The organism is Marinoscillum luteum, assembly GCF_044005705.1.
Classification (GTDB): Bacteria; Bacteroidota; Bacteroidia; order Cytophagales; family Cyclobacteriaceae; genus Marinoscillum; species Marinoscillum luteum.
In genome coordinates this window covers 741986-768647 of sequence record NZ_JBIPKE010000020.1, presented here as the reverse complement: position 1 = coordinate 768647, position 26662 = coordinate 741986, and the positions used below count along the sequence as shown (strand labels likewise).

The following is a 26662-nucleotide window of genomic DNA, read 5'->3' as shown; positions in this document are numbered from 1 at the left end:
AAACCAGAAGGGTGATAGATTGTTTAGGTTTTAAGGGTGATTTTAATGTTTTTTAGGGTTGATAGATGTTGGAGATTGGCTCCTCGTTCATGGAGGAGATAGGCAATGTAAAAGTGAACACTGTGCCGTGGCCCGGGGTGCTGTCCACGCTGATGGTGCCTTTGTTGAGAGACACATATTCCTTGCAAAGGATGAGCCCAAGTCCTGTGCCTTTCTCATTTGCGGTGCCAAAGGTGGACTTGCTTTCATTCAACTCAAAGAGGGTTTCCAGTTTTTCCTTGGGAATACCAACCCCTGAGTCCTGAACCTGAATAAGCACCTGCTCTTTTTCTGTCTGGCACCCTATCAGGATAGCACCATTCATAGGGGTGAATTTGAGGGCATTGGAAATGAGATTTCGCAGTACCAGCAGGAGTGCGTTTCTGTCTGCCAGAACACAGGTAGGCTCAGTGATTTTAACCGTCAGAGCAATGTTTTTCACTTTCAACTGGTTGGTGAAAAGGCCTTCTATTTCATGGATCACGGGTTCTAGCTGGAAGCTTTCCGGGTGATAAGGGAGGCCTCCTGTTTGAGCCATGGCCCAGTTCAGCAGGTTGTTGAGGAGTGTGTCCAGTTGCTCTGCCGATTTGGAAATATTTTCACCAAGCGCCCGCAGCTTCTTTTCATCTTTCTTTTCGATATACCATTTTATGAGATTATTGATGCCTGCAAAGGAGGTGATAGGCCCTCTTAAATCATGCCCTATGATACTAAAAAAGCGGTCTTTTGTCTTGATTAGGTTTTGAAGTCTGGTATTTTGATCATCCACCACTTTTTTGTTTTGTCGCAGGGTGACATAGAGAAAAATACCCAATGCAAGCACCACCATGGTCATCATAAGGCCGGCAATCAGAAAGAGTTCGCGGGTTTTACGTTCTTCCAGGCTTGACTGTGCAGCTTTTTGTCTGGCAACTGCCAGAGCCAGTTGCTGCTCCTTTTTTTCATTTTCATAAAGCGCCTCTATGTTGGCAATCTGGCGGGTTTTTTCCTGATTCAGTACACTGTCCTTCACAGCGGAGTATTCCAGACTAAGTTGGTAGGCTTTGGAGAAGTCTTTCTGTGAAGCATAAAGCCTGGATAGAAGCAACAGAAAGTCCTTTTCAGTGTCTTTGAGCTCAAGTTCACGAGAGAGTGAAAGGCCTTTCTCTGCCAGCGCAACTGATTTTTTTATGTCGTGAAGATTCAGATAGGCCTCAGACAAAACCAATTGGGCAGCAGTATATCTTCTCGGAGACTTCACTTTCCTGAAATACTCGTAAGCAATGGAGGCATTCTCGGCTACTTTATTCCATTCCTCGTTGCGTTTATAATGGAGTGCCAAATAGTGGTGTCCCTCGGCAACCCGGTCTGCGTCGTTTGTTTTTAGCGCAACAGAGATACCCTTGTTGATATGAAAAATGCAGGAATCCCGATTGCCAATTTGTGAATACACATTGCCCAGGGTGTAATGACTCTCAGATATACCCACTGGTGACTGGGTGCTATTTTCGAATCCATTCAGGGCTTTGAGTGCGTGCTGCCTGGCTTTTCTATAGTCTTCCAGAAGCTCATAACATTCGCCAAGATTCAGGTTGAGGATGGCCTGGGTTTCTCCACCATCTTCACTGAGGTAGTTGAACGATTCGAAAAAGGACCGGATGGCAGCCGGGTAGTCACCTTGCCGCATGTACACATTTCCAAGGTTGATGAACCTGCCAGCTATGGAAATAGAATCTTTTAGGGCTTTGTGGATAATGAGTGATTGATTGTAGAATGAAATAGATGTCTGAAAATCTCCCAGATAGCCTGCTACGATGCCTTTATAATTCAGTGCATTGGCCAGTTCGGCCTGTGTGAGTTTGTCTGATGTTGCCTCAGAGGGTACTATTTTTTCCAAAGAGGCTTGAGCCTCAATGAAGTCGTTTTTGATGATGTGAGCCGCGCCAATCAGGCGCAGTGCTTTAATGTGCTGGTGGTATTTGCCTTGATTTTCTGCCAGAGATAACGCCCGTCGGGCATAAGAGAGTGTAGAATCGGGCATCCGTTTTTGGTGGTAACGTTCAGCCAATTCCAATAAAAGATCTATGTGGGTGCTGTCTGCCAGCGTTTCACGATGAAGGGTGGATTTAATGCTGTCTATCCGTTGGCTTTGCCCAAAGCCACTGTGTTGAAGGGTAATACTAAGTACAATTAATAACAACAGCTTTATCGGGTAGCTCATACAATTCTCCAGCGGCCTGCCAATGAGCTGGTTTCATCTAATCATTTGTCCTTTTTTGAAATATGTCAGTGAGGGGCGGCAAGATTCACGACATGAATTCTGGTGTTGGCGCCACAAAGCACGGCATTCGTGGACAAAAACCCAAGGGCAATTTGCCAATTGATCTTCTTTATGGTCAGAATGACCAATTCATATGCCAAGACAAATGCTATTCAGACCAACAGACATATTATCACCAACAAGAATCAAATCTCAAACCTGCTAATCTATGATGACGAACAGCTCGTCCATGATCATCAAAAATTCAATATCAAGGTGTTTTTCTTTCTCCAATAAATCTATGAATCAAGTTTACCATTTATTTCTGACCGAATCGGGTAAGAGACCCGGATTTGCACGTGTGCTGTGGAAAGCACTGAGTTTTGTGATCGTCTTCAGCTTTGGAGCCTCGATGGCTACTGCTCAGCAGCAATTATATGTTTCCACGGATACCATCTCGGCGGTTGTTCAATCAGGAGGGACAGCCGGGGTGTCTTTTAATATTACCAATTCGGGAGATGCTCCTTTGGTCATTGACTCCTATACGGAGCGAAATGCCTATGGTACTGCCAAGTCGGTAGTATTCACGAAAGCGAATTATGCCAACTGGCTCTTGCCAGCCAACCAGGATCGCATTGCACCTCATGTCTGGCTTACCAGGGATGAAACCAAGAGTTTGTTCAACGCCAAAAGTGAAGTAGCTTCAGAGACCAGCTCACCGGAGGGTACTTCCTGGGCACTGGGCACTGTCAATGAGGTGTCGCCAGGAGATTTCACCACCTTCAACACCATGCATGGTAATGATCCTCAGTCACTAGTGGGGGATACGGCTACTCTGAAGATTGATTTCGCCAATGGATCCTCCAGTAAATACTATTCTATTTACATGCAGCAATGGAGTGGTGGAAAAACCGGTGGAGGTTTTACGTATATCAGAAAGGAGATGCTCCCCTTTTACAACCTGACTGCTTCCTATACCGGGGAGATATTAGCAGGTAATACCGAGTCCGTGAGTATCCTGCTAAGTGATGCGGGATTGGAATCAGGCACTCATTACGGACATGTCGACATTGCCAGTAATGACCCCGGCCAGCCTGTTACCACAGTGGTGGTGAAGCTTGAGGTACTTCCGGTACCCCAAATTGAGCTATCGGAATCTACCATCTCTGTGAGCATGGACAATGCAGAGGGGCCGATTGAAAGGACGTTTACAATTTTCAATACTGGAGGGTCCACATTGAACTGGAATGGTAGCACGAGCACCAATACTCAGGGAATGTGTGCCAGCTTTAGTGCGTTGAGTGGTTCTATTGAGGCCGGAGCCTCCGCTGAGTATACCATCACATTTGCGGTATGTAATGAGGGCACCTATCAGTGGCCGTTCGTGATCACCTCCAATGATACTGGCCGCCCGAACGTAACGCTACAGTTGACTGCAGTGGTGGACGGAAGTCCGGAGCTGGATTACACCACACCCGTATTTGTGGAAACATATACTGGAGCATCCTCGACCGGGACTTTGATCCTTCATTCTACAGGAACTGCAGATCTGCACATCACGGATATTTCGAGTGATAACCCTGTTTTTTCCCCTACCAGGAAAACACTTACGATTAAGCCGGGAGCCAGTGTGTCCGTTCCTGTGAAGTTTATCCCCAAGTCTGCCGGATCACATTCCGGTCAATTGCTGATAGTGAGTGACCATGAAGAAGACTCTCTGTATGTTGACTTGTTCGCTTCGGCGGTAGGGGCACCTGTTTTGTCCATCTCTCCTTCAAGCCTGGCCTTTGATATGAGCCATGGAGAAAGCACTAAAGACAGCCTGGCCATTTTCAATAATGGAACATCTGATTTGGAATGGGATTTTTCGGTCACTGGGGCCGTTTCATCCGCTGGCTCTTTTTTTGAAAAGAAAGACCATGCCGACATCTCTCTGTCACAGAATCGTGACCGACTCACTCCAAACGTGGAGCTGGCAAGGGACGATGAAGGAGGGATATATAACTACCTTTCTGCGCCAATAATGTATACATTGGGGTCTACCAAAGACAATAATTCCACCAAATACAAGAGTGATTTCAGGTCTGGGGTTAATAGTAGTGCCAGTGATCTACCTGGTCAGATCCTTTCGATTTATATACCTTCTGAGGAAAGATACTTCGATTTACACATCGATTCATGGACTTGCTGCGGAGCTGGTGGAGGTCTGTCTTACACTCGCTATGAGGTATTTAAGTGGATCAATCCGGAATATAAGAGTAACCCCGAGTTGGAGGTGTTTTTTGAAAAGCCAGAAAATGTAAACACCAGCTTGCCGGAGTATCGGGATAGCCTGACGGAAAATGTATCGCTGGTGCGGAACTTCTATAGTAATATGGGTAACTACAACGGTAGTCCTGAAATCAGATATGCATTGGGCTCTGCCCGATACCTGAGTGCGGAAGACTATGTAAGTTACTTCCCGAATGCTGTGGGCAATGCGAGCGAGCTGCCCGGAAAGACGGTTTCCATCTACATTCCCGCGGAAGACAGGTATTTTGATCTGGACTTCATTACCTGGTCAGCGGATAATTATAGTAACTACACCCCAGGAGGGTATTCGTATGTGCGCAGGGAGATTCTGCCAACATCCACAGCTGCAGGCATGACGGACTATGCCGTAATCAATGTGAACGGCAATATGCCGGCGGGTACCTATTCAGGATCGGTTACCGTGGAATCAAACGATCCCCTTTTACCATCGGCCGTGGTGCCAATTACCATTACCACTACAGGAACTCCTGATATTTCGGAGACGGATCAGACCTACGATTTCGGGTCTACGGTTCAAGGGGTGGCTAAGACATTTGAAGTAAGGATTCGAAATAGTGGCTCGGATGTGCTGGAGATCGCTTCTGTGGCAATTGATAACAGTAGTTTTGAGGTAAGCTCAGACGGTATTTCTATTCCTGCGGGGAGCTCACATAAGCTTCCAGTGACGGTTCATTCATCAGTTGTTGGACCTATTGTCGCCACACTCACACTGACTACTAATGACTCTGAGCATTCTGAATATACCATTGAGGTTTCAGGTCTAATACTGGATGTGCCGGTTTTTGCCATGAACGATGTGATATTTTATGATACGCTGGCGTTTGGTAGCAGTTCTGTGCAGCAACTTTCTATTCAGAACAACGGACTCGGGCAGATGGAATGGGCAGTGGCTTACGATGTTTACTTCGAGAAGGAAGATTTTGCGCTGACTACTGATGCGTCTGCTCAGGACAGAATTACTGATCATGTATGGTTGACTCGCGCGAATGAGCGAGGGCTTTTCAATATTTTGGAAGCAGATGAGTATACTCGGGTTGCGGAGACATTCGAGTGGGGTAATGAGGCTTCTACTTATGAATCTACCGAATACAGTTATTTCACCGATTTCTGGGATGGCGGAGACCTTATGAATAATGCTAAGATCTCTATGCATATGATTCCTGATGACTTGTACTATGATTTTCATTTTACCAGTTGGACATCTGGTGAAGGCCTTGGCGGAGGTGGTTTTGCTTATGAGCGGCGCGCAGGTGTGAGATGGCTTGGCCTGGGAGCATATGAGGGTGTAGTGGAGGCCGGAGCATCGGTAGACGTTCCCCTATACTTTTCCGCAGCAAATACTACGGCGGGTGATCATGAGTTTACCTATAGGATTGCGACGAATGACCCTAATAATCCAGAACAGCTGGTTACTTTCAAGCTACATGTAGATGGTGAGCCTGAGATCGAAGTAGCGATGGATCCCCTGGATTTTGGTTCTTTTCCTATCGGAAAAACGCATACTGTAGAATCCGCAATAGAAATAAACAACCTTGGTGGCGCTGATCTCGAAATCACCCTGAGTACTGATAATGAGGTATTCTCTTTCGAAACTTCTTCGTTTGTGATTCCTGGTGGTACTTCCAAAGCCATTTATTCCCGATTCACACCGGAAACTGAAACCATCTACGAAGGAACCATCACCATCAGTAGCAATGACGCTGATGAACCTGTATTAAACCTTGCAGTTTCTGCTGAGGGTTTCTATGGCCCTGAGGTGACGGTGAGTGCAGATACCATAGCTGCCACGATGATAAGTGGAGGGTTGGTTAAAAAGACAGTTACCCTCTCCAATACCGGAGGTACCAACCTTGAGTGGAGCCTATGGTCCGGATTCTTCATGAAGGAAGAGCTGGCTGATTACAAACTGGAAGCAAATCAGCTTCATTTAAGCGATAAGGTCTGGATTACCAGAAATGGCTACAATGGGCCTTTTAACATCAAGGAAACCAGTAACTATACCTATAACCCGTCTTCGGTCAAATGGGCTTTGGGAGCTACGGAAGATCTTTTGTCAACGGCATATTCCGCCGATTGGAATAGTCTGGTTTATTCTTTGAGTCACAATTTTAACAACCTGCCCGGGAAAGTGGTATCTCTCTATATGGTAGAGGAGGGTCGATATTTTGATTTCCTTTTTACCAACTATACCAACAATGGAGCAATGGGATTTTACTACGCCGAAGTTGGTGGTATTTCTCCAAATGAGGGCGAAATTCTTCCGGGCGAAGCGGAAGTTGTGGAGTTGAGTCTGAGTGCGGAAGGGCTGGACGCTGGGGTGCATTATCAGGAGTTTACCCTGTTCCACAATGGCCTGGCGCCATCAAAAAAGTTGGTAGGTAAAATCACCGTACTTGGAGCCCCGGCATTGTCGGTGGCAGAGGAGTCCTTGGCTTTTGGGGTAGCCCCAATAGGAGATAAATCTTATCAGGAAATATCCATCACCAACTCCGGTTCGGCCAGTGGTGTGGTCAGTTTGGCTTCAGATCATCCGGCGTTCACAGTGGATTCTGAGAGTGTTCGCATCAAAGCAAATGAAACCAAAACGGTAGCAGTGGCCTTCAATCCACCATCCTCCGGTGATTTTAGTGGCCTTATCACCATCACTACAGACGATGCTGCCAATCCAAGTTTCGTGGTGGGCGTTTCCGGATCAGGAGCTACTGCAGCTACCATATCCGTAGTGAAACCCAACCTCAATGCTTCACTGTTTTTGGGAGAAACGATTACGCGATCATTCACAATCTCTAATAGTGGAGACTTTGACCTGAGCTGGTCACTGGGCACCTATGGAGAAGAAATCTCATTTGTCAAGCCGGATTATGCAGATTACAAACTTGAAGCGTTTCAGGATAGAGTCTCTGATCATCTCTGGATCACCAGACAAAATGAGCGGGGTATTTTCAATATAGCCCTGGAAACGCAATACAACAGGTCCAATTACGAATCACCAAAGGGCACAGAATGGCTTGGTGATGGCTCTGCTATACCAGGTCCTTTTATCACTGTTAGCGCCAACGAATATGGCAAGTGGAGAGATGTAGCCTACCCACCCAATGAACAGCCGGGAAGAACATTTTCCATGCATGATATTAAATCAGATCAATACTATGACATCAGCTGGGATAGCTGGACGGAGGATGGAAATGGGGGAGGCTTCTCCTACAGAAGAAAAGTCGCATTCGGTCCGGAGTACAATGCAGTATCCTTTTCTGATACGGAAGGTGTGATTGCTCCAGGTAAAACGGTCACGGTGTTAGTTACCTATAATCCGAACTCCAGTTATGACGGAGATTTCGAATTACCACTTGCTATTTTGAGCAATGACCCAGCAAATAGGGAAGTGAGGACTCCAATTTCACTTTCAGTGAAGGGAATTATCGTAGATCGGTTCCTTGAGGACTTACAGCTAAACGAAGGGTTTGGTACTCTTTCTATTGATGTGAGTGATGTATTTGTGGATGCGCAAGGAGATGTGTTGAGCCTTTCGGTGAGCAATTCAGATGAAACCGCCATTGCGGCCACTATTCTGGATGGTAATCTGGTACTGACGGAGACGGGATATGGTCATTCGTTAATCACCCTCACCGCCCGTGACGCTACCGGAAACACTGCTACCGAAAAATTCGAGATCGATGTGAACGCCAACCCGGTGGTCACCCCTCTCGAGGATGTGGAATTAACCAGGTCTTCTGAAGTGTTTACGCTCGACATTGCAGCCAACTTTGAAGATCCCGAAGGTCAGGGACTGTCTTATGCTATGATCAATGGTTCTGATGTGGTAGCTGAAGTGAGTTTAACAGGTACCGTACTGTCCATTACTCAGTTATCAGTGGGTACCTCCATGGTGTCACTTACGGTTACTGATCCATTAGGTGGCTCGGTTACGGAGGAGTTTGCAGTGAACGTGAGCGCTCTCCATCAGGAGATTACTTTTGATACCACCTATGTGAAAGTCTATGGAGATGGCGCTTTTGAGCTGGTCGCATTTGCATCATCAGGTTTGGACGTGTCTTTTGTTAGCTCGAATGAGGACATTGTGACCATAGATGGCACAGTAGCTACCGTGGTAAGCGCAGGAAGTGTAACCATCACGGCTACTCAGGTGGGTGATGATGTGTATGTGGCAGCCGAAGAAGTTCAGAATGTGCTGACCATTGGCAAAGCCACTCTGGAGGTGACTGTAGAGGATGCATCAATAACCTATGGAGAATCAGAACCGGTTTATACTCTGAGCTATACCGGGTTTGTAAATGATGATGATCTTACAGATATAGCTACCCCTGGTAGCGGGGCAGTTGCTTCTGCTTTGGTCACCAATGCAGGTACCTATACCCTGCTGGCCAATGAGGATGCAGAAGATAATAACTATGCGTTTACATACACCAGTGGTACATTGACAGTGCATCAGGCTAGCCTGATGATTACTGCAGACGATGTGTCAAAGGTTTATGGAGATGAAAACCCTCCATTGACAGTGAGCTATCAGGGTTTTGTGAAGGATGAGGATGAGACGGTACTTAATAGCCCTGTTGTAGTGCTCTCAGCGGCATCAGTGGAGAGTTCTGTTGGAGCGTATCCCATCACCGCTTCGGGAGCCACTGCAGCCAACTACCAGATAACCTACACAGATGGTTTGCTGACCATTAGTTCGAAGGAGCTCACGGTGAGTGCTATAGATCAGGTGAAGGTTTATGGCGAGTCAGATCCTGAATTGACTTATGCGATTACCGCAGGTGATCTGGTAGGGGAGGATGTGCTCACGGGAGCATTGGTGAGAGAGAGTGGAGAAAATGTGGGATCGTATGCAATCAATCAAGGAACATTGCTGGCTGGAGCCAATTATGAGCTTCACTTTGAGGAGGCTGACCTGACCATTGAACAAGCAATCCTTACTGTAACAGCTGATGCCAAAACGAAAGTTTATGGTGAGTCTGATCCTGAATTGACCTATTCCATTTCCGGAGGGGAGTTGATAGGAGAAGATGTACTATCGGGAGCTTTGACAAGAGCAGCTGGAGAGAACGCAGGCGTGTACCTGATTGGTTTGGGTAGTGTATCAGCGGGTGTCAATTATGATCTTCAGTATGAAAGCGCAGAATTAACTATCACTAAGGCGCCTCTTACAGTAATAGCTGATGCTAAAACGAAAGTTTATGGTGAGTCTGATCCTGAATTGACCTATTCCATTTCCGGAGGGGAGTTGATAGGAGAAGATGTACTATCGGGAGCTTTGGCGAGAGCAGCTGGAGAGAACGCAGGGGTGTACCTGATTAGTTTGGGTAGCGTATCAGCGGGTGTCAACTATGAGCTTCAATATGAAAGCGCGGAATTAACTATTGATAAGGCACCTCTTACTGTGGCTGCTGATGCCAAAACGAAAGTTTATGGTGAGTCTGATCCTGAATTGACCTATTCCATTTCCGGAGGGGAGTTGATAGGAGAGGATGTGTTATCGGGAGCTTTGACGAGGGTAGCTGGAGAGAACGCAGGCGTGTACCTGATTAGTTTGGGTAGCATATCAGCGGGTGTCAACTATGACCTTCAGTATGAAAGCGCGGAATTAACTATTGGGAAAGCCACGTTGACGGTGACTGCCAATGATGTGGTGATCACAGAAGGTGATTTGATCCCGGCACTTACAGTGACTTATTCAGGATTCGTGAATGGAGATACCAAAGCTGACCTTCATAAGGAGCCGGTAGCTTCTACTACGGCAACTCCTTCCAGTATGCCTGGGTCATACCCCATTGTATTGGTGGCGGAGATGGATCATAACTATTCATTCGTTCTGTTAAATGGCACCCTGACCATCGAGGCGGGTGAGCCAATACTGGGTGTTGAACGAGCGGAACTCATAGAAGTGTATCCAAATCCGGCAGTGAACTTTGTGATGGTAAAATCTTCAGAGTCCAAACCATTGGAGCTTTATGATGCAGTAGGTCATCTGGTACGATCAGGTGTTACCAATCAGCAGCTGGAGATTGGTGAATTGCCGGCTGGAATGTACTTGATCAAGGTAGAGGGCCAGGTTTTCAGACTGGTTAAAAAATGATACTAAGGCGGGGGCAGGCTCACAGAGTCTGTTCCAACCAGCCCCGAGGGGGCTGGTTTTTTTGAAATCAATGAGCGCTCCTGCAGTACCTGCAGGAGCGCTTTGTTGTTTTGGGAGTTTCCAAGATATCCGAAAACGCTTGCTCCGGAGGATATTTATTTAAAACGGTATGATAAAGAACCCTGCTTGAGCCGACTGACTATGTAAATTCTTTTTACATAGAAAGCCCTCCAAAAGGTGGGGATTTTGTATTTTCAGGATTGCTAACAGCCAGACCGCCGAATGTATTACACCGACCTGACAGATGCGAAGAGAGTTTTACAATTTCTGAAAAGAGCCAATCAGCAGGATATCGACTTGCACATTGGCTTGGGATTGGCTAGCAGAGCGCTTGAGCTCAGTATGAAGCTGGATGATACCGGCCTGATGGCCAGAAGTCTGTATAAGCTCTCAGAGTTGCACCAGGCCCTCGGTGAAATCGATCAATCCATTCATTATATCAGGGAAGCCATCGGACTTTATCAGGTGCTGGGTGAGGAGGAGCTTATTGCCCGCAGCAAATTCCAACTGGCAGAAATTCATTATAAGTCAGAAAATTATCACCTGAGCCTCATTTATCTCCTGGATTGTCTGGATATCTACAATCGGACAAAGGATTACTATAATTTGGCTGGAGTTCAGAAATTTCTCGGGGGGATTTACGAGTATTTTGGTGATGAGCGCAATGCCATCATGGCCTATGAGCGATCTGCCCAGGCTGCCAAAAGGATCGGTGCCAGAGACCTGGAGTCGGACGCCTATAACCCCCTTTCGGGTATTTACCTTAACCAGAACGACACAGAAAAGGCCGAGCAGCTCATTGAGCGGTCATTTCAGATGAAGCAGGAGCTCGGGGATAAGCGGGGATTGGCATTTGCCCTGTACGGAAAAGCCAAGGTCTATGTGAAAAAAGGGCAAAGTAACCGTGCCAAAGAGGCCTACCAGGAAGCCATACGGTTGCACAGGGAGATCGGAGAGTTGCTGGGATTGGGCATGTGCTACCACAAGCTTGGGGTGATGTACTATGAAGAGGGGGATCTGGACAAGGCGATAGAAGCACTGAAGGGAGCGTTGAATTTCGCAGGACTGTACAACCTGGTGGTGATCAAATCCAAATGTAACAACCTGCTATATCGGATTTTCAAAGAGCGTGGGGATTTTGAGAATGCCCTCGGCTACATCGAGGATTATGTGACGGAAAAGGAGGTCCTCATAGGTGCACAGACCCAGAAAGTCATCCACAGCTATGATGCCATCACTACCATGGAGCGTCTACAAAAAGATGCTGAGAACCAGCGTGAGAAGGCTGAAATCATGGATAAAAAGAATAAAGCAGAGCAGTCCTCCAAGATGAAGCAGGACTTCCTCTCTACGATGAGTCATGAGATCAGAACTCCGCTGAATGCGGTGACCACCATCACCTCATTATTGCAGGAGAGCGCCCGGGAAGATCAGGTAAGTCTATTGAGTTCACTCAGTTTTTCTTCCAACAACCTTCTGAGGATCATTAATGATATTCTGGATTTCAACAAGCTGGACGTAGGTAAACTGAGGTTGCAGCCATCGACCGTGGCGTTCAGGAAGTTGATGGAAAATATACGTCTTACCTATAGCAACATGGCTATTGAGAAAGGCATCAGTTTGAAAATGCACATTTCAGAACAGGTCTCTGATTTTTATATGGTTGACGAAACACGTATTACTCAGATTTTGGGCAACATGGTAAGTAATGCTATCAAATTTACGGAGAAGGGATCCGTCAGTCTGAATATCGAATACGGGGAGACCAAAAACAATAAAGACCTGCTCAGATTCAGTGTGGTGGATACGGGGATCGGCATAGAGGAGGACTTTATTCACGAGGTGTTTGATAGTTTCTCTCAGCCGCAGTTTCACAAAAGCAAAAAGTATGGTGGCTCGGGCTTGGGGCTGGCCATTGTGAAAAAATTAATTGAGTTGCACGGAAGCAATATCCATGTGGAGAGTCAGGTGGGGCACGGAGCCACTTTTTATTTTACCCTGTATCTGGAAAAGGCAGAGCCGCGCCGCTTGAAAACCGAAACCCGAAGGAAGAAACTCAATCCCAAGTCTATTTTGCTGGCGGAGGATAATATGATCAATGCCATGGTTTCCTTGAAGCTTCTGGGCAACTGGGGGATGGAAAGTGTACACGCCCGCAATGGCGAGGAGGCGGTAAAGTTGGCCGAGTCACAGGTATTTGATTGTATTCTCATGGATATTCATATGCCGAGCATGGATGGCATAGAGGCCTCGCAGCGCATCCGGAATACGAACAACCCCAATGTTAACACGCCTATATATGCCCTCACCGCTGATGTGATGGTGGGCTTTGGTGATGAATCTTCACAGTTTTTCAACGGTTTTTTACTCAAACCTATAGAGCAGGAAAAACTCTATGCAGTGCTGGCTTCAGTCTGATAGTGCCACTAAAATTCACACGATTTCCTGCATTTAATCTGTTTTGAGTGCCTCAGGGGCATTTTTTTGATGTGAGATGTCATAGTATCACTGGATCAATCGGGCTATGTGATCCGTCTCGCGTTATGAAATGAAGCGAATGAGCGGAGATAAGAGGGGAGATTGGTTATCACAAATTTTAAAATGCTAACCAAAATCCAATCAATGATGAAACACCTCTTACTTTCTATCGCTTTTTTACTGCTCATGATGAGCGCCGGTGCCCAGGCGGCCAATGATGGCCGGGTGCTGCTCCAGGGTTTTTACTGGGAATCTTCTCATGATTACCCGGGTGACTGGTACAGTCATTTGGAGGGCAAATCTGCGGATATGAATGCCGCCGGTATAGACATGATCTGGCTTCCGCCTCCGAGTGATGCCGGGTCATTGGAGGGCTACCTCCCCAGAGAACTCAATAATTTCGCAAATTCGTATGGGTCACTGGCTGAGCATCAGAGCCTGCTCTCTACCCTGAATGGATTGGGTATAGAAGCCATTGCAGATATTGTGGTCAACCATCGGGTGGGGTCAACCAATTGGGTGGATTTCACCAACCCTACCTGGGGAACCAACTCCATTACCGGTGATGATGAGGTCTGGAGTAATTCCGCCTATAGTGGGATCTCTCTGAGAGGCAATAACGACTCGGGTACCCCATACGCTGCTGCCAGGGATATTGACCATTCGCAGGGCTTTGTGCAAAACGACATCAAGGCTTTTTTAGACAATCTGAAAGCCATTGGCTATGACGGCTGGCGTTACGACTTTGTACATGGGTTTGATCCATATTATTTCACAGTATATAACGGTCACACCAATCCCACATTTTCTGTAGGTGAAAACTGGAGTGCCAACAAGCAAGTAGTTCAGGACTGGGTAAATGCCACGGGCTCCACAGCCTTTGATTTTTCCACTTATTACACCCTCAAGGCGGTGATTAAGGATAATAACTATTCATATCTGTCTACCCAGGGGGCACCTTCAGGAGGTATTGGCTGGGACCCACGGCATTATACCACTTTTATTGAGAACCATGACACTCCGGATTACGATCCCGGCAACAATGTATTGAATGGTAACAATGTAGGTCAGTCTTACGCCTACCTGCTGACTCACCCAGGAGTACCATGTATCTACTGGCCGCACATGTATGAGTGGGGATCAGCTGTGACCAACGAGATCAAGGCGCTGATTCAGGTGAGGAAGGATGCCGGGATTCATAGTGAGAGCCCGGTCACGATTCATCGGAGCGAAAATGGATTGTACGTGGCCTCCATTGCAGGAGATATCCATACTGTTTTCCTGAAGATGGGTTATGGCAATTGGGGGGATCCTGCGGCTGAGGGGATGGGGAGTACCTGGACTTTGGCTGCATCAGGAACCAACTATGCTGTATGGTCTGAAGGAGGCACAGGTGGTGGAGGCGGAGGAGGCTCCATGACTGTGTATGTGCAGGGTTATAGTCATGCTTATGCCTGGGATAGTAATCAAAACCCACTTCTTGGCGCCTGGCCGGGCACGGCAATGACTGCCGGGGCTGGTGGATGGAATGAAGTGACCATCTCCGCAGACTGTTCGAACGTGATCTTCAGCAACAACGGAGCAGGCCAGACAGCAGATCTGAGCACTTGCAATGACATGCCTTACTATGAGAATGGTACATGGTATGCAAGCGAGCCGGGTGGTGGTGGCGGAGGAGGTTCCTCTGGCTCTATGACGGTATATGCCCAGGGTTACACGCACGCCTATGCCTGGGATGCCAATTTGAACCCACTACTTGGCGCCTGGCCAGGGTCAGCACTGGGTGCCGGTCCCAATGGATGGAGTGAAATTAGCATTTCGGAGGACTGTGCCAACATCATTTTTAGCAACAATGGAAGTAACCAGACCAGTGATTTGTATACCTGCAATGACTCTCCCTATTACAGCAATGGAGCATGGTATGCCACTGATCCCAATGGAGGCGGAAGTACCCTCACAGTTTACGTTCAGGGCTACTCCCACTTCTATGCCTGGGGGGATGGACAGACCTACACCAATGGCTGGCCTGGCAATACACTGACTAACAATGGTGACGGTTGGTACTATGGAGTGATCCCTGCCAATTGCTCCAATGTGATCTTCAATAACAATGGAGCCAATCAGACGGCTGACTTGTATACCTGTGGGCCTACGTCTTATTATGCCAATGGTAGCTGGTCTGGGAGTGGTAGCCGGGCAGCTATTTTTGAGGACAATGACCTGACCATCTATCCCAATCCATTTTTCTCTCAAGCCAGTGTGTCATTTAGTTTGAAAACAGCCGCCCATGTCAGGTTGGAGGTCTTCAATACGAGCGGACAGAGTATGAATCTTTTTGATTCAGATTTAGCTGAGGGTGGGCATCAAATCACTTTTCACGCGAGCCAGTTACCGCCTTCCAATGCCATGTATATCGTGAGGGTGTCGGTGAATGATGAGCAATATACGCGGAAGATTGTGGTGAAGTAATCCGGTGGTTCTAACCAGCAGAATAAAAAAAAAGGGGTTCAGACGATAGTCCGAACCCCTTTTTTATGATTTGTGAATGCTTATTTGGAAGCGATGTATTCCAATAGCTCAACAACTTTAGTAGAATAACCCCACTCATTGTCGTACCATGATACCACTTTCAAAAATTTAGGTGTCAATTGGATACCTGCACCTGCATCGAAGATCGAAGTTCGGGAATCGCCCAGGAAGTCGTTAGAGACTACTGCATCTTCTGTATATCCAAGAATACCCTTCAATGGACCTTCAGCTGCCGCTTTCATAGCCGCACATACTTCTTCGTAAGTAGTTTCAGTTTTCAGGTTGACGGTAAGGTCTACACAAGAAACGTCAGGAGTAGGTACTCTGAAAGACATACCTGTCAATTTTCCATTCAATTCAGGAATTACTTTACCCACAGCTTTGGCTGCACCTGTAGAAGAAGGGATGATGTTTTGTCCGGCACCTCTTCCGCCTCTCCAGTCTTTCATAGACGGTCCGTCTACAGTTTTCTGAGTAGCAGTGGTAGCGTGTACAGTAGTCATCAGGCCAGACTCAATTCCGAATTTATCATTCAAAACCTTGGCAATCGGAGCCAGACAGTTGGTAGTACAAGAGGCGTTTGATACAAACACCATGTCAGAGGTATAAGCGTCCTGGTTCACGCCCATTACGAACATAGGGGTGTCGTCCTTAGAAGGAGCAGACATGATTACTTTTTTCGCACCAGCATCGATGTGCCCTTTAGCTGATTCTTTGGTGAGGAAGAGTCCTGTAGATTCTACAATGTACTCAGCGCCTACGTCGCTCCACTTAAGGTCTGCAGGGTTTCTTTCTGATGTTACACGAATTGCAGAACCATTTACAACCAGTTTACCGTCTTTTACTTCTACATCGCCTTTGAACTGGCCGTGTGTAGAATCGTATTTTAGCATATAAGCCATGTAATCAACATCTATAAGGTCGTTGATTCCCACCACTTCAATATTCGGATTTTCAGCGGCTACTCTGAATACCAGTCTGCCGATTCTTCCGAATCCATTGATTCCGATTTTTACTTTTGACATAATATATATTGGTTTTGAAATGTTTTGCTCAAATTCGATGCAAATCTATAACTAGATTATTCAGAAACAAATTTCCAAAAAGAACACTTTTTTAGTATTTTCAGCTCTACTGTCCTGAGCCTCAGGGCGGTTTCGATATTATCTTTGGTTGGTGGGCATATATAATTCCAACGCTGGTGGATTTTTAGTTTTTTACGCCGGATTTTGAAAAATTTACAACGAGGATGGGCTTTTGAAGAGAATTAGTTTGTGAGGAATTTTTTTTGAAAATAATTGCGGTCAACATTTGCATAATAAAGGAGCTTATCTATTTTTGCAGCACCAAAAACAAAATGGTCCGTTCGTCTAGGGGTTAGGACGCCAGGTTTTCATCCTGGTAACAGGGGTTCGATTCCCCTACGGACTACAAAAAGCCACTCATCTGAGTGGCTTTTTTTGTTTTCTGCCTTCATTTTCCTTGTGCTTGGGAAGGGATCAAGCAATATTTGTGTGGGGTAACTCTATATAGTTATATTTTTTAAAGCCAATTAATAGACTGTGAATTTAGAAAAGCAGGAACGTTCAGGCGGGCGGGGCATCCAAGCCTTGCCCGGCCGGGGCAAGCAAAGAAAATGAAGGTAAGTGGCCAATCAACTAGATTGAGAATATAAGGTATCAGATCACAACTTCACCATCCATCTATAATGCAATCTCCCCACAGGAATTCCGCTTGATCCTTGAAAGGCCTTTATAATTCCTTTATATGTGATTTACCCGTCGATGACGATAGAGAGATAATCTCTGGTGAGTCGTGGATTTTAGGCTGAAAATTTATGTTTATCTTTCATTCGATTAATGTCCATTTCCACTAAATGCTTGCTCAAATGTGCTTTTATTATATTTAAGGGTCCTTTTTGTGGTGGACGGAACTGTTCGGAGTAAAAAAATGTATAAAAAGTGGTTTAAGTTTTGAAGAGAATATAATTTAGAATGGGCTGGTCAAAATCGACACCAATAATTAACCAAACGTCATGGATTTGCTAAATAACTTTAAGGAGATTGTCATTGAAAAACCGGGAGATAAAATCATCAAACAGATTAAGGAACTGATTTCTTCTGGTCAATTGAAGCCGGGAGATAGGCTACCAGCAGAGCGCATGCTGAGCGAACGCTTTGGGGTAGGCAGAACTTATGTGAGAGATGCTATTCGCAAACTGGAATTTTACGGTATTTTAAAGACTCTTCCACAGAGTGGTACAGTGGTGGCTGGTTTTGGAATCGGGGCCCTTGAAGGACTTATCTCCGATGTGCTTGAATTGCAGGGAAGTGATTTTCATGCTTTGGTAGAAACCAGAGTTCTTTTGGAGGTAAATGCTGCACGTTTTGCGGCTATGCGCAGAACCAATGAGGACATTGGATCCATTGCCAGTGCATTGTCGGATTACGAAAAGGTTGTTTCAGAGGGTAAAAATTCAGTGGAGTGTGACTTGTTGTTCCACTTGAAAATAGCTGAAGCTAGTAAGAACTCGGTGCTTACATCCCTCATGTTGATTATAACCCCAGATATTCTTACCTACTTCAAGGAAAACAATGTATGCGGGGGTGATCGCCCAGTTACCGCTTTGGATGAACATTACAAGATATTGGAGCACATTGAGCAGAAAAGACCTGATGAGGCTGCTGACTCCATGAAAGAGCATTTGAGTGATATATTGAGTTTTTCATTGACTCAAAGCAATATCAGTGAATCGGCAGTTGCTGCAAAGTAAGCAAAGACTGAGGAACAGCTTAGGTTGAATTTGACCTACTAGGTTATCAAGTTTCCAGCTTGAGATACACTTAGCAATGAATGTCGGAATGAAATATAAAAAAGAGGCTGTCTCAGAAGGGCAGTCTTTTTTATTTAAAGAAGGCTGAGATCAATAAAGTGAGCGGCCTGTGAACTAGGGAAATTGAGAGCTCGACAATTAACTCCACAGAAATCATTGGAATAAAAAGGCCGCCTCAAACATTTGAGACGGCCTCTTTTATACTTGTTTATAAACTTTGATAGTGCTTATTTGAAATCGATAACGTAGTTATCTGTCCAAACTTCACGAGTTCCATCCACAAGTGGATCATCACTGATGAGGAAGAAAAGCACTTTGTCGGTGGTTGCTGTGAATTCCATGGAATAAGTTTGGAACTCACCCTTAGCTGCAGTAGGGTAGCTGGTTACCGTGACCTTGGCCATGGTGTTAGCCTCCGTGATAGCCGCCTCTGTTTTAATTTCCTCAGAGAGAATATAAGCAGATACTAAGTCAACAGCTGGCTCGTCAATTACTTCAGTTGCTGCTTCGAATGTAACTACGTAAGTAGCGCCTGGAACCACATCAACTACCTGGTATGCGCCTCGCTCTGGGCCGTAAATTTTAAGACCATTGGTTTTAGTGCCATCCTCAAGCTTTTTACCGTCAGTGGTCATACCACCAGCTCTGAAGCCTTCACGTCCTGTCCAGCCATCATCTGCAGTTGGTGGTTCCCACATGTCATTGTTGGCCTGGTACATTTCATGGTCAGCAGGATACAGATCAAAATCACCATTTTCAAAAGATGACTCTGGGATAACGATTGACACTACTTCTTCAGCAGTATCTGTGTCTTCAGCTTCGCCTGTTACGGTTAGTGTTACAGTGTAGTCACCTGGTGAGGTGTAAGTGTGCACTACATTAAGCTCTGTCGAGGTGTTGCCATCTCCAAAATCCCAAGCAGAACTTACAGCGCCAGTAGACGAGTTAACGAAGGTCACCTCGAATACATCCACTTGAGCGACAAAAGACGCTGCTGCGGGTACTGGAGGATCGACTTTCTCATCTTCTCCACAAGATGTTGCGAAGGTAAGAGCCCCAAAGGCCAATATAGTTGCCGCTAGGCCTCTTGAGAAAAAGGCCGTTGCCTTCTTGCCGGATAGAAATGTTCGTTTCATAATTAATTTGAGTTTAGTAGGAAAAAAGATAATTAATGGTTCTCCAATAATTGGTTGACCAATATAGAGTATTGAAAGTTGTATTGCAAGAAATCAATCAAAATGGTGTTGAAATTCTTTTTTTAATAATTTTTATACTGTCAGCGTTGAGTGATTTGTTGAATTTTTATTTTAATGAAATGCAACAGGTTGCAGATTCTGAGGGCTTTTGGGATTTTGAATGGTAATAATTCCCTTTTCACCAGTTACTTCTTCATTCATTTGAATCCAGTATGCATTTGGTCGGGTCTTAAAATAAGGTGCCCATTTCCATTGAATTCATCCTTTTATGTGCCCATTCAGAAGAATGAAAAAGCGAATTTGCTAATTATCAATTGGTAAATTAAGCAATTTTAAATTGGTAGACCAGTTTTTGGTTAAAAAATTCTATTTTGGTAATTAATCGCTGGAGTGATCTGCTGGGCTTTCCTTTGCTCAAAGGAGTAGATAAATGCCGCGATTAAATGGGGGCGTCAGTAGTCTGGTGGGTTCGGTCACCGGGGTAACAGGGGTGTGCGTCAAAATCTAAAGAGATTGTTGGGGATTAGTTTAATATGTGCCGTTCTGGGCATATTAGACGCCTATATATCAATATAAGTGCCTTGTAAATCCAGGTTTATGGGATATAGTATTACGGGAGAGTCAATAAAAAAAGTTTGGTCGACCAATTATGAGATTTCTTAGGTGAGAAATCCCCCTGAGAGGTTCAGGAATAGTTAATTATCATATTTATAAAATAAAATGCTTTTGTGATCTCAAGACTGAATTATTTTCAATTTTCTTGTGATCTTATTGAAAATAGTTATCTTGCTCCCAAGTGCAATTGGTTGACCAATCAATTGACCGATCAATCAGTTCAATTTTTTTTTCTATTGTTTAGTTGATTTAAATTATGAGAAGACTATTACTATTGAAGATTAAGAGCAAGTACGTAGCGTTATTAGCGATGTGCTTTGTGTCGTATTTAGCGTCTGCACAAATGACTGTGTCCGGCGTTGTTGCTTCGGCCGAGGACGGTCTCGGCATACCGGGTGCTACGGTTCTCGAGAAAGGTACTTCCAATGGTACCATTACTGATGTGGATGGACGCTACTCAATTACTGTATCCGACCCTCAGACTGCTGTTTTGCGTGTGAGTTTTGTTGGGTATGTGAACACTGAGGTGCAGGTGGCTGGAAGGTCTGAGATAGATGTGTCGATAGAGATGGATCTACAGCAGCTCAATGAAATTGTGGTAGTTGGGTACGGATCAGTGCGAAAAAGTGATAATACAGGGGCATTATCTTCGATAAAATCCGAAGAATTAAACGCTTTTCCTGCGTTGAGCGCTGTACAAACACTTCAAGGCCGGGCAGCCGGTGTGCAGATTCAATCTACCAACGGAGGTGAGCCAGGAGCTAACTTCAGCCTGAAAATAAGAGGAGGAAGTTCTATCAATGCCAGTAGTGAGCCACTTAGAGTAGTCGATGGCTTTGTTGGCGGTGAAATGCCACCTCCACAGGATATTCAATCCATGGAGATTTTGAAAGATGCGTCTGCCACTGCTATCTACGGATCACGGGCAGCCAATGGTGTGCTATTGATCACTACCAAAAGTGGTGGAGAAGGTAAGATGAAGGTTGACTTCAATAGTTCTTATTCTTATCAGGAGGCCAGTGACCGTTTGGATTTGTTATCAGGAGAAGACTTCAGAGATTATATTCTGGAGGTCCTTCCAAATTATGATTACAATCCTGATGTAGATACTGACTGGCAGGACGAAATTTTAAGATCAGGTCATATTTGGAATAATCAGGTGTCTGTAAGTGGAGGGAGTCCTTCATCGAAATATTACATATCTGCTACGCATTTTGAGCAGGAAGGTGTCGTGGTGAATTCAGATTATGAGCGCTACTCGATTACCAGTAATTTGTCTTTTAAGGCATCTGAAAGGGTAAATCTCGGAGTGAATCTTTATGGTAGAAGGAGCATCCAAAATGGTGTGCTTACCCAGGAAACTACCGGAGGATCAAGTAACACAGGCGTGTTAGGAGCAGCAGCCAGGTTGGAACCTGACACACCGGTACGTGATGCAGATGGCAATTATACTCAATCCAAACTGGGAGATAATATTGACAACCCGGTAGCCATTGCCAATGGTATTGATCGTGAAAGAATTACTGACAGGTTTCAGGTCAATAGTTTTGCAGAGGTTAAGATCCTTGATTGGCTTAGTTTCAAATCTACACTGGGAGCTGGTGTTACTTCTTATAGAGAGGGCACTTTTACTTCCTCACAGCTGGGAAGAGGAGGCAATGGTGGTATCGGAACACTGGAGTTTGATAAGGCCATCAATTTGCTGACAGAAAATTACTTCACTGTAAAAAAGGATTTTGACGGACACCGAATCAACTGGGTGAATGGTTATTCTTATCAAAAATCACAGGACGAAGATCTACTGGCAACATCTAGTGACTTTGTTTCGGAGGCAGTGAGCTACTGGAACTTAGGCGGTGGTGCTACATGGCCTGCACCAAATTCAGGTACTTCTACCAGAATCTTGAAATCATACTATTCCAGATTGAACTACACTTTGTTTGACAGGTATGTTTTTACTGTCACTGGTAGATATGATGGTGCTTCTAATTTCGCTGCCAACAACAAGTGGGCATTTTTCCCTTCTGGTGCGATTGCCTGGAATATTGGTGATGAGGCTTTCCTGAAAAACTTTAACCCGATCTATTCCATGAAACTCAGGACCAGTTACGGTCTGACAGGTAATCAGGCCATTGGTGCTTATGGTTCTTTGGCAACCTTGCGTTCACAATATTCAATCAGACCAGGTGAAGGTGCGTTTATTTTGGGCACCTTGGCAAATCCTAACCTGACATGGGAGACTACTTCTCAGCTAAACGTTGGACTAGATGTTGGATTGATCGATGATAGAATCAATTTTACGGTGGATTACTACAATAAACTTACCAGTGATCTTTTGTTTGATCGCCCCATTCCATCATTTCTCGGTGTAGCAGGAACGGCCACGCAGATTCAGAATGCTGGCGAAGTAAGAAACAAGGGCCTTGAAGCCGCTATTACCACTCGGAATATACAGCGAGCAGACTTCTCCTGGACTTCCAATTTCGTCTTCTCCATGAACAGAAATGAAATAGTGTCCTTGGCCGATACGGTTGGGATTAGGTATGAAGACGCTCCGGGTCATTTCAATATAGCCACTGGATTTCAACTCCTGGAAATAGGACAGCCTGTGGGTGTCTACTACGGCTTTGTTTATGAGGGAGTGACCCAGCCAGGTGATCCTCTACTGGAGGGCTCAGATGGAAAAATAGGCGGAGAGCAGTTTGCAGACCTTAATGATGATGGAATATTGAATGACGATGATCGAAAAATCATAGGTAATCCACACCCAGATTTTGTGTGGTCAATGAACAACAACTTCACTTACAAGAATTTCGATTTGAATATTTTCCTTCAGGGTGTTCATGGTAATGATATGATGAACCTTACCAGAATGGAATTGGAATCTTTTAGAGGTACGTGGAACGTGTCAACAGCCGCGCTTGATCGCTATCATCCGATAGACAATGCCAAAGGGACTATTCCATCTGCAGATACAGACAGAACCCTTAAAGTAACCTCTCGCTGGATAGAGGATGGGAGCTATGTGCGTGTGAAGAATATTGCCCTGGGCTATAATGTGCCATCATCCTTACTTGATAAGATCAACGTTCGATCATTGAGGTTTTATGTAAGTGCACAGAATCTTTTGACATTCACTGATTACTCTGGGTTAGATCCGGAAACTGCCTACAATAATTCAACAAGTAATGCAGACTCCAACAGGAATCTGGGATTGGATTATGGTAGTTACCCTAACGTGAAAACCTATACTGTGGGTCTAAACCTGGGTTTTTAAACAATTGACAGTTGTTTTATTTGTCAGTTTCTAAATAAAAAAGATAATGAAAAGAACATATTTAAACTCAATATTATTCGCGCTGATCATGGTGTTTTCAACCATGTCATGTGAAGATTTGGAAGAGCGACCAGTGGGGACATTAAGTCCTGAGGGTCTCTTTGTATCAGTGAAGGAGTTAAAAGCCGGAGTTAATGGGGCCTATGGCCAACTTGCACGTGAGGATTTTCACGGACGTAAATTGACTCTAGCACTTCTGTTGCGTTCGGACATGGTGGGTATTGGAGATCCAAGTACCCCTACCAGACGACATGCCTGCGATCTCATGCAAATGGAACAGGACAATGGCCTGGTAAATGCATTTTGGACCGTGGGATATAGAGCCCTGGCAGCTGCCAATGAGGTGATTAATGCTAAGGATAATGTAGACGGATCAGAAGCAGAAATCAATGCAGTTGCGGCACAGGCATACTTCCTGCGTGCTTATGTACATTTTGTATATGTGCGACTATTTGGTGAAATCATCTACATGGATGGTCAGCCAATAGACGATCCATATGCCGTTCAACAGTCTTCTGTATCAGATATCTATGAGGGGATAATTGCGGACCTGGATTTTGCCAAGGAATGGCTGGCAGATATTCCAGTAGATAGATCTCATCCGGGTAAAGCGGCAGCTTATGGCATGCAGGCGTCAGTTTACATGACCAGAGCTACCTCTGAGGCGGCACAAACTGATGATTGGCAAAATGCTTTTGACAATGCCAAACACGTGATCGATAATGAAGGCAAGTATGGTGTGGCTTTAGATAATAATTTCTATGATATTTTCGCACCTGATTTCGCTTCTTCTGAGATCCTGTTCAATATCACTTTCATAGCTAATGACAATCATAACATCACCCCGGGAGAACTGGGAGGATCTAATGCGGGTACAGATCAGGTAACCTCTGTTACAGGTCCTCGTGGTGACGAAAGGTTTGCAGCGCTTAATTCAGATGCTTTTGGATGGAGTGTAGCCGTGCCGGAGCTCAGTGTGTACAATACCTGGGATGGCAGGGATTATCGTAAAGCTGTGAGCTTGGATACTGCCATTACCTATCTGGGTGAGCCAGATTACCGATTTACCGAGTGGGATGGAATTAGTCAAAATGTTGCAAGACCACACATTGCAAAATACTTCAGAGCTGTAGGAGAAGCTGGTTTAAGGACAAGCACACCTCAGGGAGCAAGTTTAAGGGATTCTAATTCTAAGCAAATCATTTTACGCTATGCTGAAGTGCTCTTAATAGCAGCAGAGGCGGCCGTAGAATTGGGTAACAACGGAGCGGCTGTAGAATATATCAATAGAGTACGGGCGCGTGCAAGAAATGCAGCCGGTGCTGGTGATAGCAAGTATCCCCCAAGTCCTGTTCCAGCCGACATTACAGGTGCTGTGACAGTTCAGGATGTGATGGAAGAGCGCAGATTAGAGCTGGCTTTTGAGGGCGTGAGATGGTATGATATTGTGCGCAGAAAAATGGGTAACGTATACAGTGGTGCTGCACCTGCTCTTGAGAATAGAGATTTTGATCCTAATGTGGATTACCTATGGCCTAAGTACTACGTAGATGTGGATTTACTGGAAGGACTTAAGCAAAATGTGGGCTACGAAGGATTGTAACACATAGAGCATTGATAACTAAAAGAGGCCATCAGAAGGTGGTGGTCTCTTTTAAGAATTCAATTTTGAAAACCACATGGTACCAGAGAATAGTAACAAAAAACAGGAATGATGAAGTTGGTTGGTATCTGAGTATGGAAGGTTCAAGATTGAGATCTGTGATGCGGAATCGAAGTACTTTTGGTAAGTTTGCGCAATGTAGTCACTAGCCATCCAATGTTTGGTTAACCAAATATTGAGGAGGAATATATCGATCGAGTTCGTTAAGTTATTTGGCTTAATGATCTGATAATGAAAGAGTAAAAAGGAGTTTTGACTTCTTTGTTTAATCGTGTGTTTTTAGGAGCTGGGGGCTAATCAGACTATGGGAAATATTTTGTTCAATTATTTTGACCTGCAATTGTGACGCTCTAAATTGGTCGACCAATTGTTGGGTACAACCGATTACTTATTATGGAAATACTTAGCAACTTTAGTCGTATTAAAATTGAAACCCCAGTTGATAAGATCATCAATCAAATCAAGGAATTGATTACGTCTGGTCAGCTGAAACCCGGGGACCGACTCCCTCCAGAGCGTAAGCTTTGCGAGAAACTTGGAGTAGGTCGTACCCACTTAAGAGATGCGATAAAGAAGCTAGAGTTTTACGGTATTCTGAAGACTTTGCCTCAGAGCGGAACGGTAGTAGGCGGAATGGGGATTACAGCTCTGGAAGGTCTTATTTCGGATGTACTAAAGTTAGAAGCTAATGATTTCCGTGCTTTGGTGGAGACCAGGGTTTTGCTTGAAGTTAACTCAGCCAAGTTCGCTGCAATGCGCCGTTCGGATGCTGATCTTATTCATATGTCGAAAGCACTGAGTGACTATGAAAAGGCCGTCTCAAAAGGAGCGGATACTGTTGAGCATGATTTAATGTTTCATTTGAAGATTGCCGAGGCGAGTAACAATACCGCTCTTAAATCTCTGATGTTGATTATATCTCCAGACATACTCACACATTTCAAGGAGAACAATATATGTGGTGGAGACAGGCCAGTATGTGCTTTGGAAGAACACTACCAAATATTTGAGCACATAGAAAGTAGAAATCCGGAATTGGCCTCTGAAACCATGGAACACCACTTACAAGATATTTTGAGTTTTTCATTGGAGCAGAGTGGGTTCATCAACGGAAAAACTAAAAAGAGTTGATCAGGGTGGTGTAGCCCGGTACTCGTGATTCAGGTGTTCCTGATGAGTGTTTGCTTCTACCATCATGGGGGCAAAAACATTGAAGTAACTAAATAGATAGTGAGATTTAAAATTTACATAACAATTGTTTTCTTC

The 26662-nt window shown here is 45.0% G+C and carries 11 protein-coding genes and 1 tRNA gene; 9 read left to right on the top strand and 3 right to left on the bottom strand.

Annotation, left to right across the window (positions count from 1 at the left end; genetic code table 11):
• Positions 1-52 precede the first annotated feature (52 nt).
• Complete coding sequence (locus ACHKAR_RS20820) at positions 53-2239, bottom strand: tetratricopeptide repeat-containing sensor histidine kinase (protein WP_395419366.1); 2187 nt, start codon at positions 2237-2239, stop codon at positions 53-55.
• A 171-nt stretch (positions 2240-2410) separates the two neighbouring features.
• Between ACHKAR_RS20820 and ACHKAR_RS20815 the strand changes: the two genes are divergently transcribed.
• The 4 genes from ACHKAR_RS20815 (at position 2411) to ACHKAR_RS20800 (ending at position 15692) form a co-directional block, all read left to right on the top strand.
• The gene (locus tag ACHKAR_RS20815) at positions 2411-2575 is read left to right on the top strand and encodes a hypothetical protein (RefSeq protein WP_395419364.1); all 165 of its coding nucleotides are present in this window, start codon (positions 2411-2413) and stop codon (positions 2573-2575) included.
• A 4-nt stretch (positions 2576-2579) separates the two neighbouring features.
• Positions 2580-10685: an MBG domain-containing protein gene (locus tag ACHKAR_RS20810; RefSeq protein WP_395419362.1), complete on the top strand. Its 8106-nt coding sequence runs from the start codon at positions 2580-2582 to the stop codon at positions 10683-10685.
• Positions 10686-10967: 282 nt separating this feature from the next.
• Positions 10968-13163, top strand: coding sequence for a tetratricopeptide repeat-containing hybrid sensor histidine kinase/response regulator (locus tag ACHKAR_RS20805; protein ID WP_395419360.1), 2196 nt, complete (start codon positions 10968-10970; stop codon positions 13161-13163).
• A gap of 204 nt (positions 13164-13367) precedes the next feature.
• Positions 13368-15692 carry a glucan 1,4-alpha-maltotetraohydrolase domain-containing protein gene (locus ACHKAR_RS20800; protein WP_395419359.1) on the top strand — a complete coding sequence of 775 codons (2325 nt, stop codon included), beginning with the start codon at positions 13368-13370 and terminating at the stop codon, positions 15690-15692.
• Positions 15693-15772: 80 nt separating this feature from the next.
• Here the strand turns inward: ACHKAR_RS20800 and gap are convergent, their stop codons facing one another.
• The gene (gene gap / locus ACHKAR_RS20795; protein WP_159582045.1) at positions 15773-16777 is read right to left on the bottom strand and encodes a type I glyceraldehyde-3-phosphate dehydrogenase; all 1005 of its coding nucleotides are present in this window, start codon (positions 16775-16777) and stop codon (positions 15773-15775) included.
• Between the two features lie 334 nt (positions 16778-17111).
• Between gap and ACHKAR_RS20790 the strand changes: the two genes are divergently transcribed.
• Together ACHKAR_RS20790 and ACHKAR_RS20785 are read left to right on the top strand one after the other, a co-directional pair.
• Positions 17112-17183, top strand: a tRNA-Glu gene (locus tag ACHKAR_RS20790).
• A 604-nt stretch (positions 17184-17787) separates the two neighbouring features.
• On the top strand, positions 17788-18525 hold the full coding sequence (locus tag ACHKAR_RS20785) for a FadR/GntR family transcriptional regulator (protein WP_395419356.1): 738 nt from the start codon (positions 17788-17790) through the stop codon (positions 18523-18525).
• Positions 18526-18812: 287 nt separating this feature from the next.
• On the opposite strand, the gene ACHKAR_RS20780 is transcribed toward ACHKAR_RS20785, so the two are convergent.
• Positions 18813-19721 (bottom strand): PKD domain-containing protein, encoded by a 909-nt coding sequence (locus ACHKAR_RS20780; RefSeq protein ID WP_159582041.1) that lies wholly within the window; start codon positions 19719-19721, stop codon positions 18813-18815.
• Between the two features lie 931 nt (positions 19722-20652).
• Here ACHKAR_RS20780 and ACHKAR_RS20775 point away from each other — a divergent pair.
• The 3 genes from ACHKAR_RS20775 (at position 20653) to ACHKAR_RS20765 (ending at position 26527) form a co-directional block, all read left to right on the top strand.
• Positions 20653-23673, top strand: a complete 3021-nt coding sequence (locus ACHKAR_RS20775; protein ID WP_395419354.1) for a SusC/RagA family TonB-linked outer membrane protein — start codon at positions 20653-20655, stop codon at positions 23671-23673.
• A 46-nt stretch (positions 23674-23719) separates the two neighbouring features.
• Complete coding sequence (locus ACHKAR_RS20770; protein ID WP_395419352.1) at positions 23720-25336, top strand: RagB/SusD family nutrient uptake outer membrane protein; 1617 nt, start codon at positions 23720-23722, stop codon at positions 25334-25336.
• 453 nt (positions 25337-25789) lie between these two features.
• Entirely contained in the window at positions 25790-26527 is a 738-nt protein-coding gene (locus tag ACHKAR_RS20765; RefSeq protein WP_159582035.1) for a FadR/GntR family transcriptional regulator, read from the top strand.
• The last annotated feature ends 135 nt before the right edge of the window (positions 26528-26662 follow it).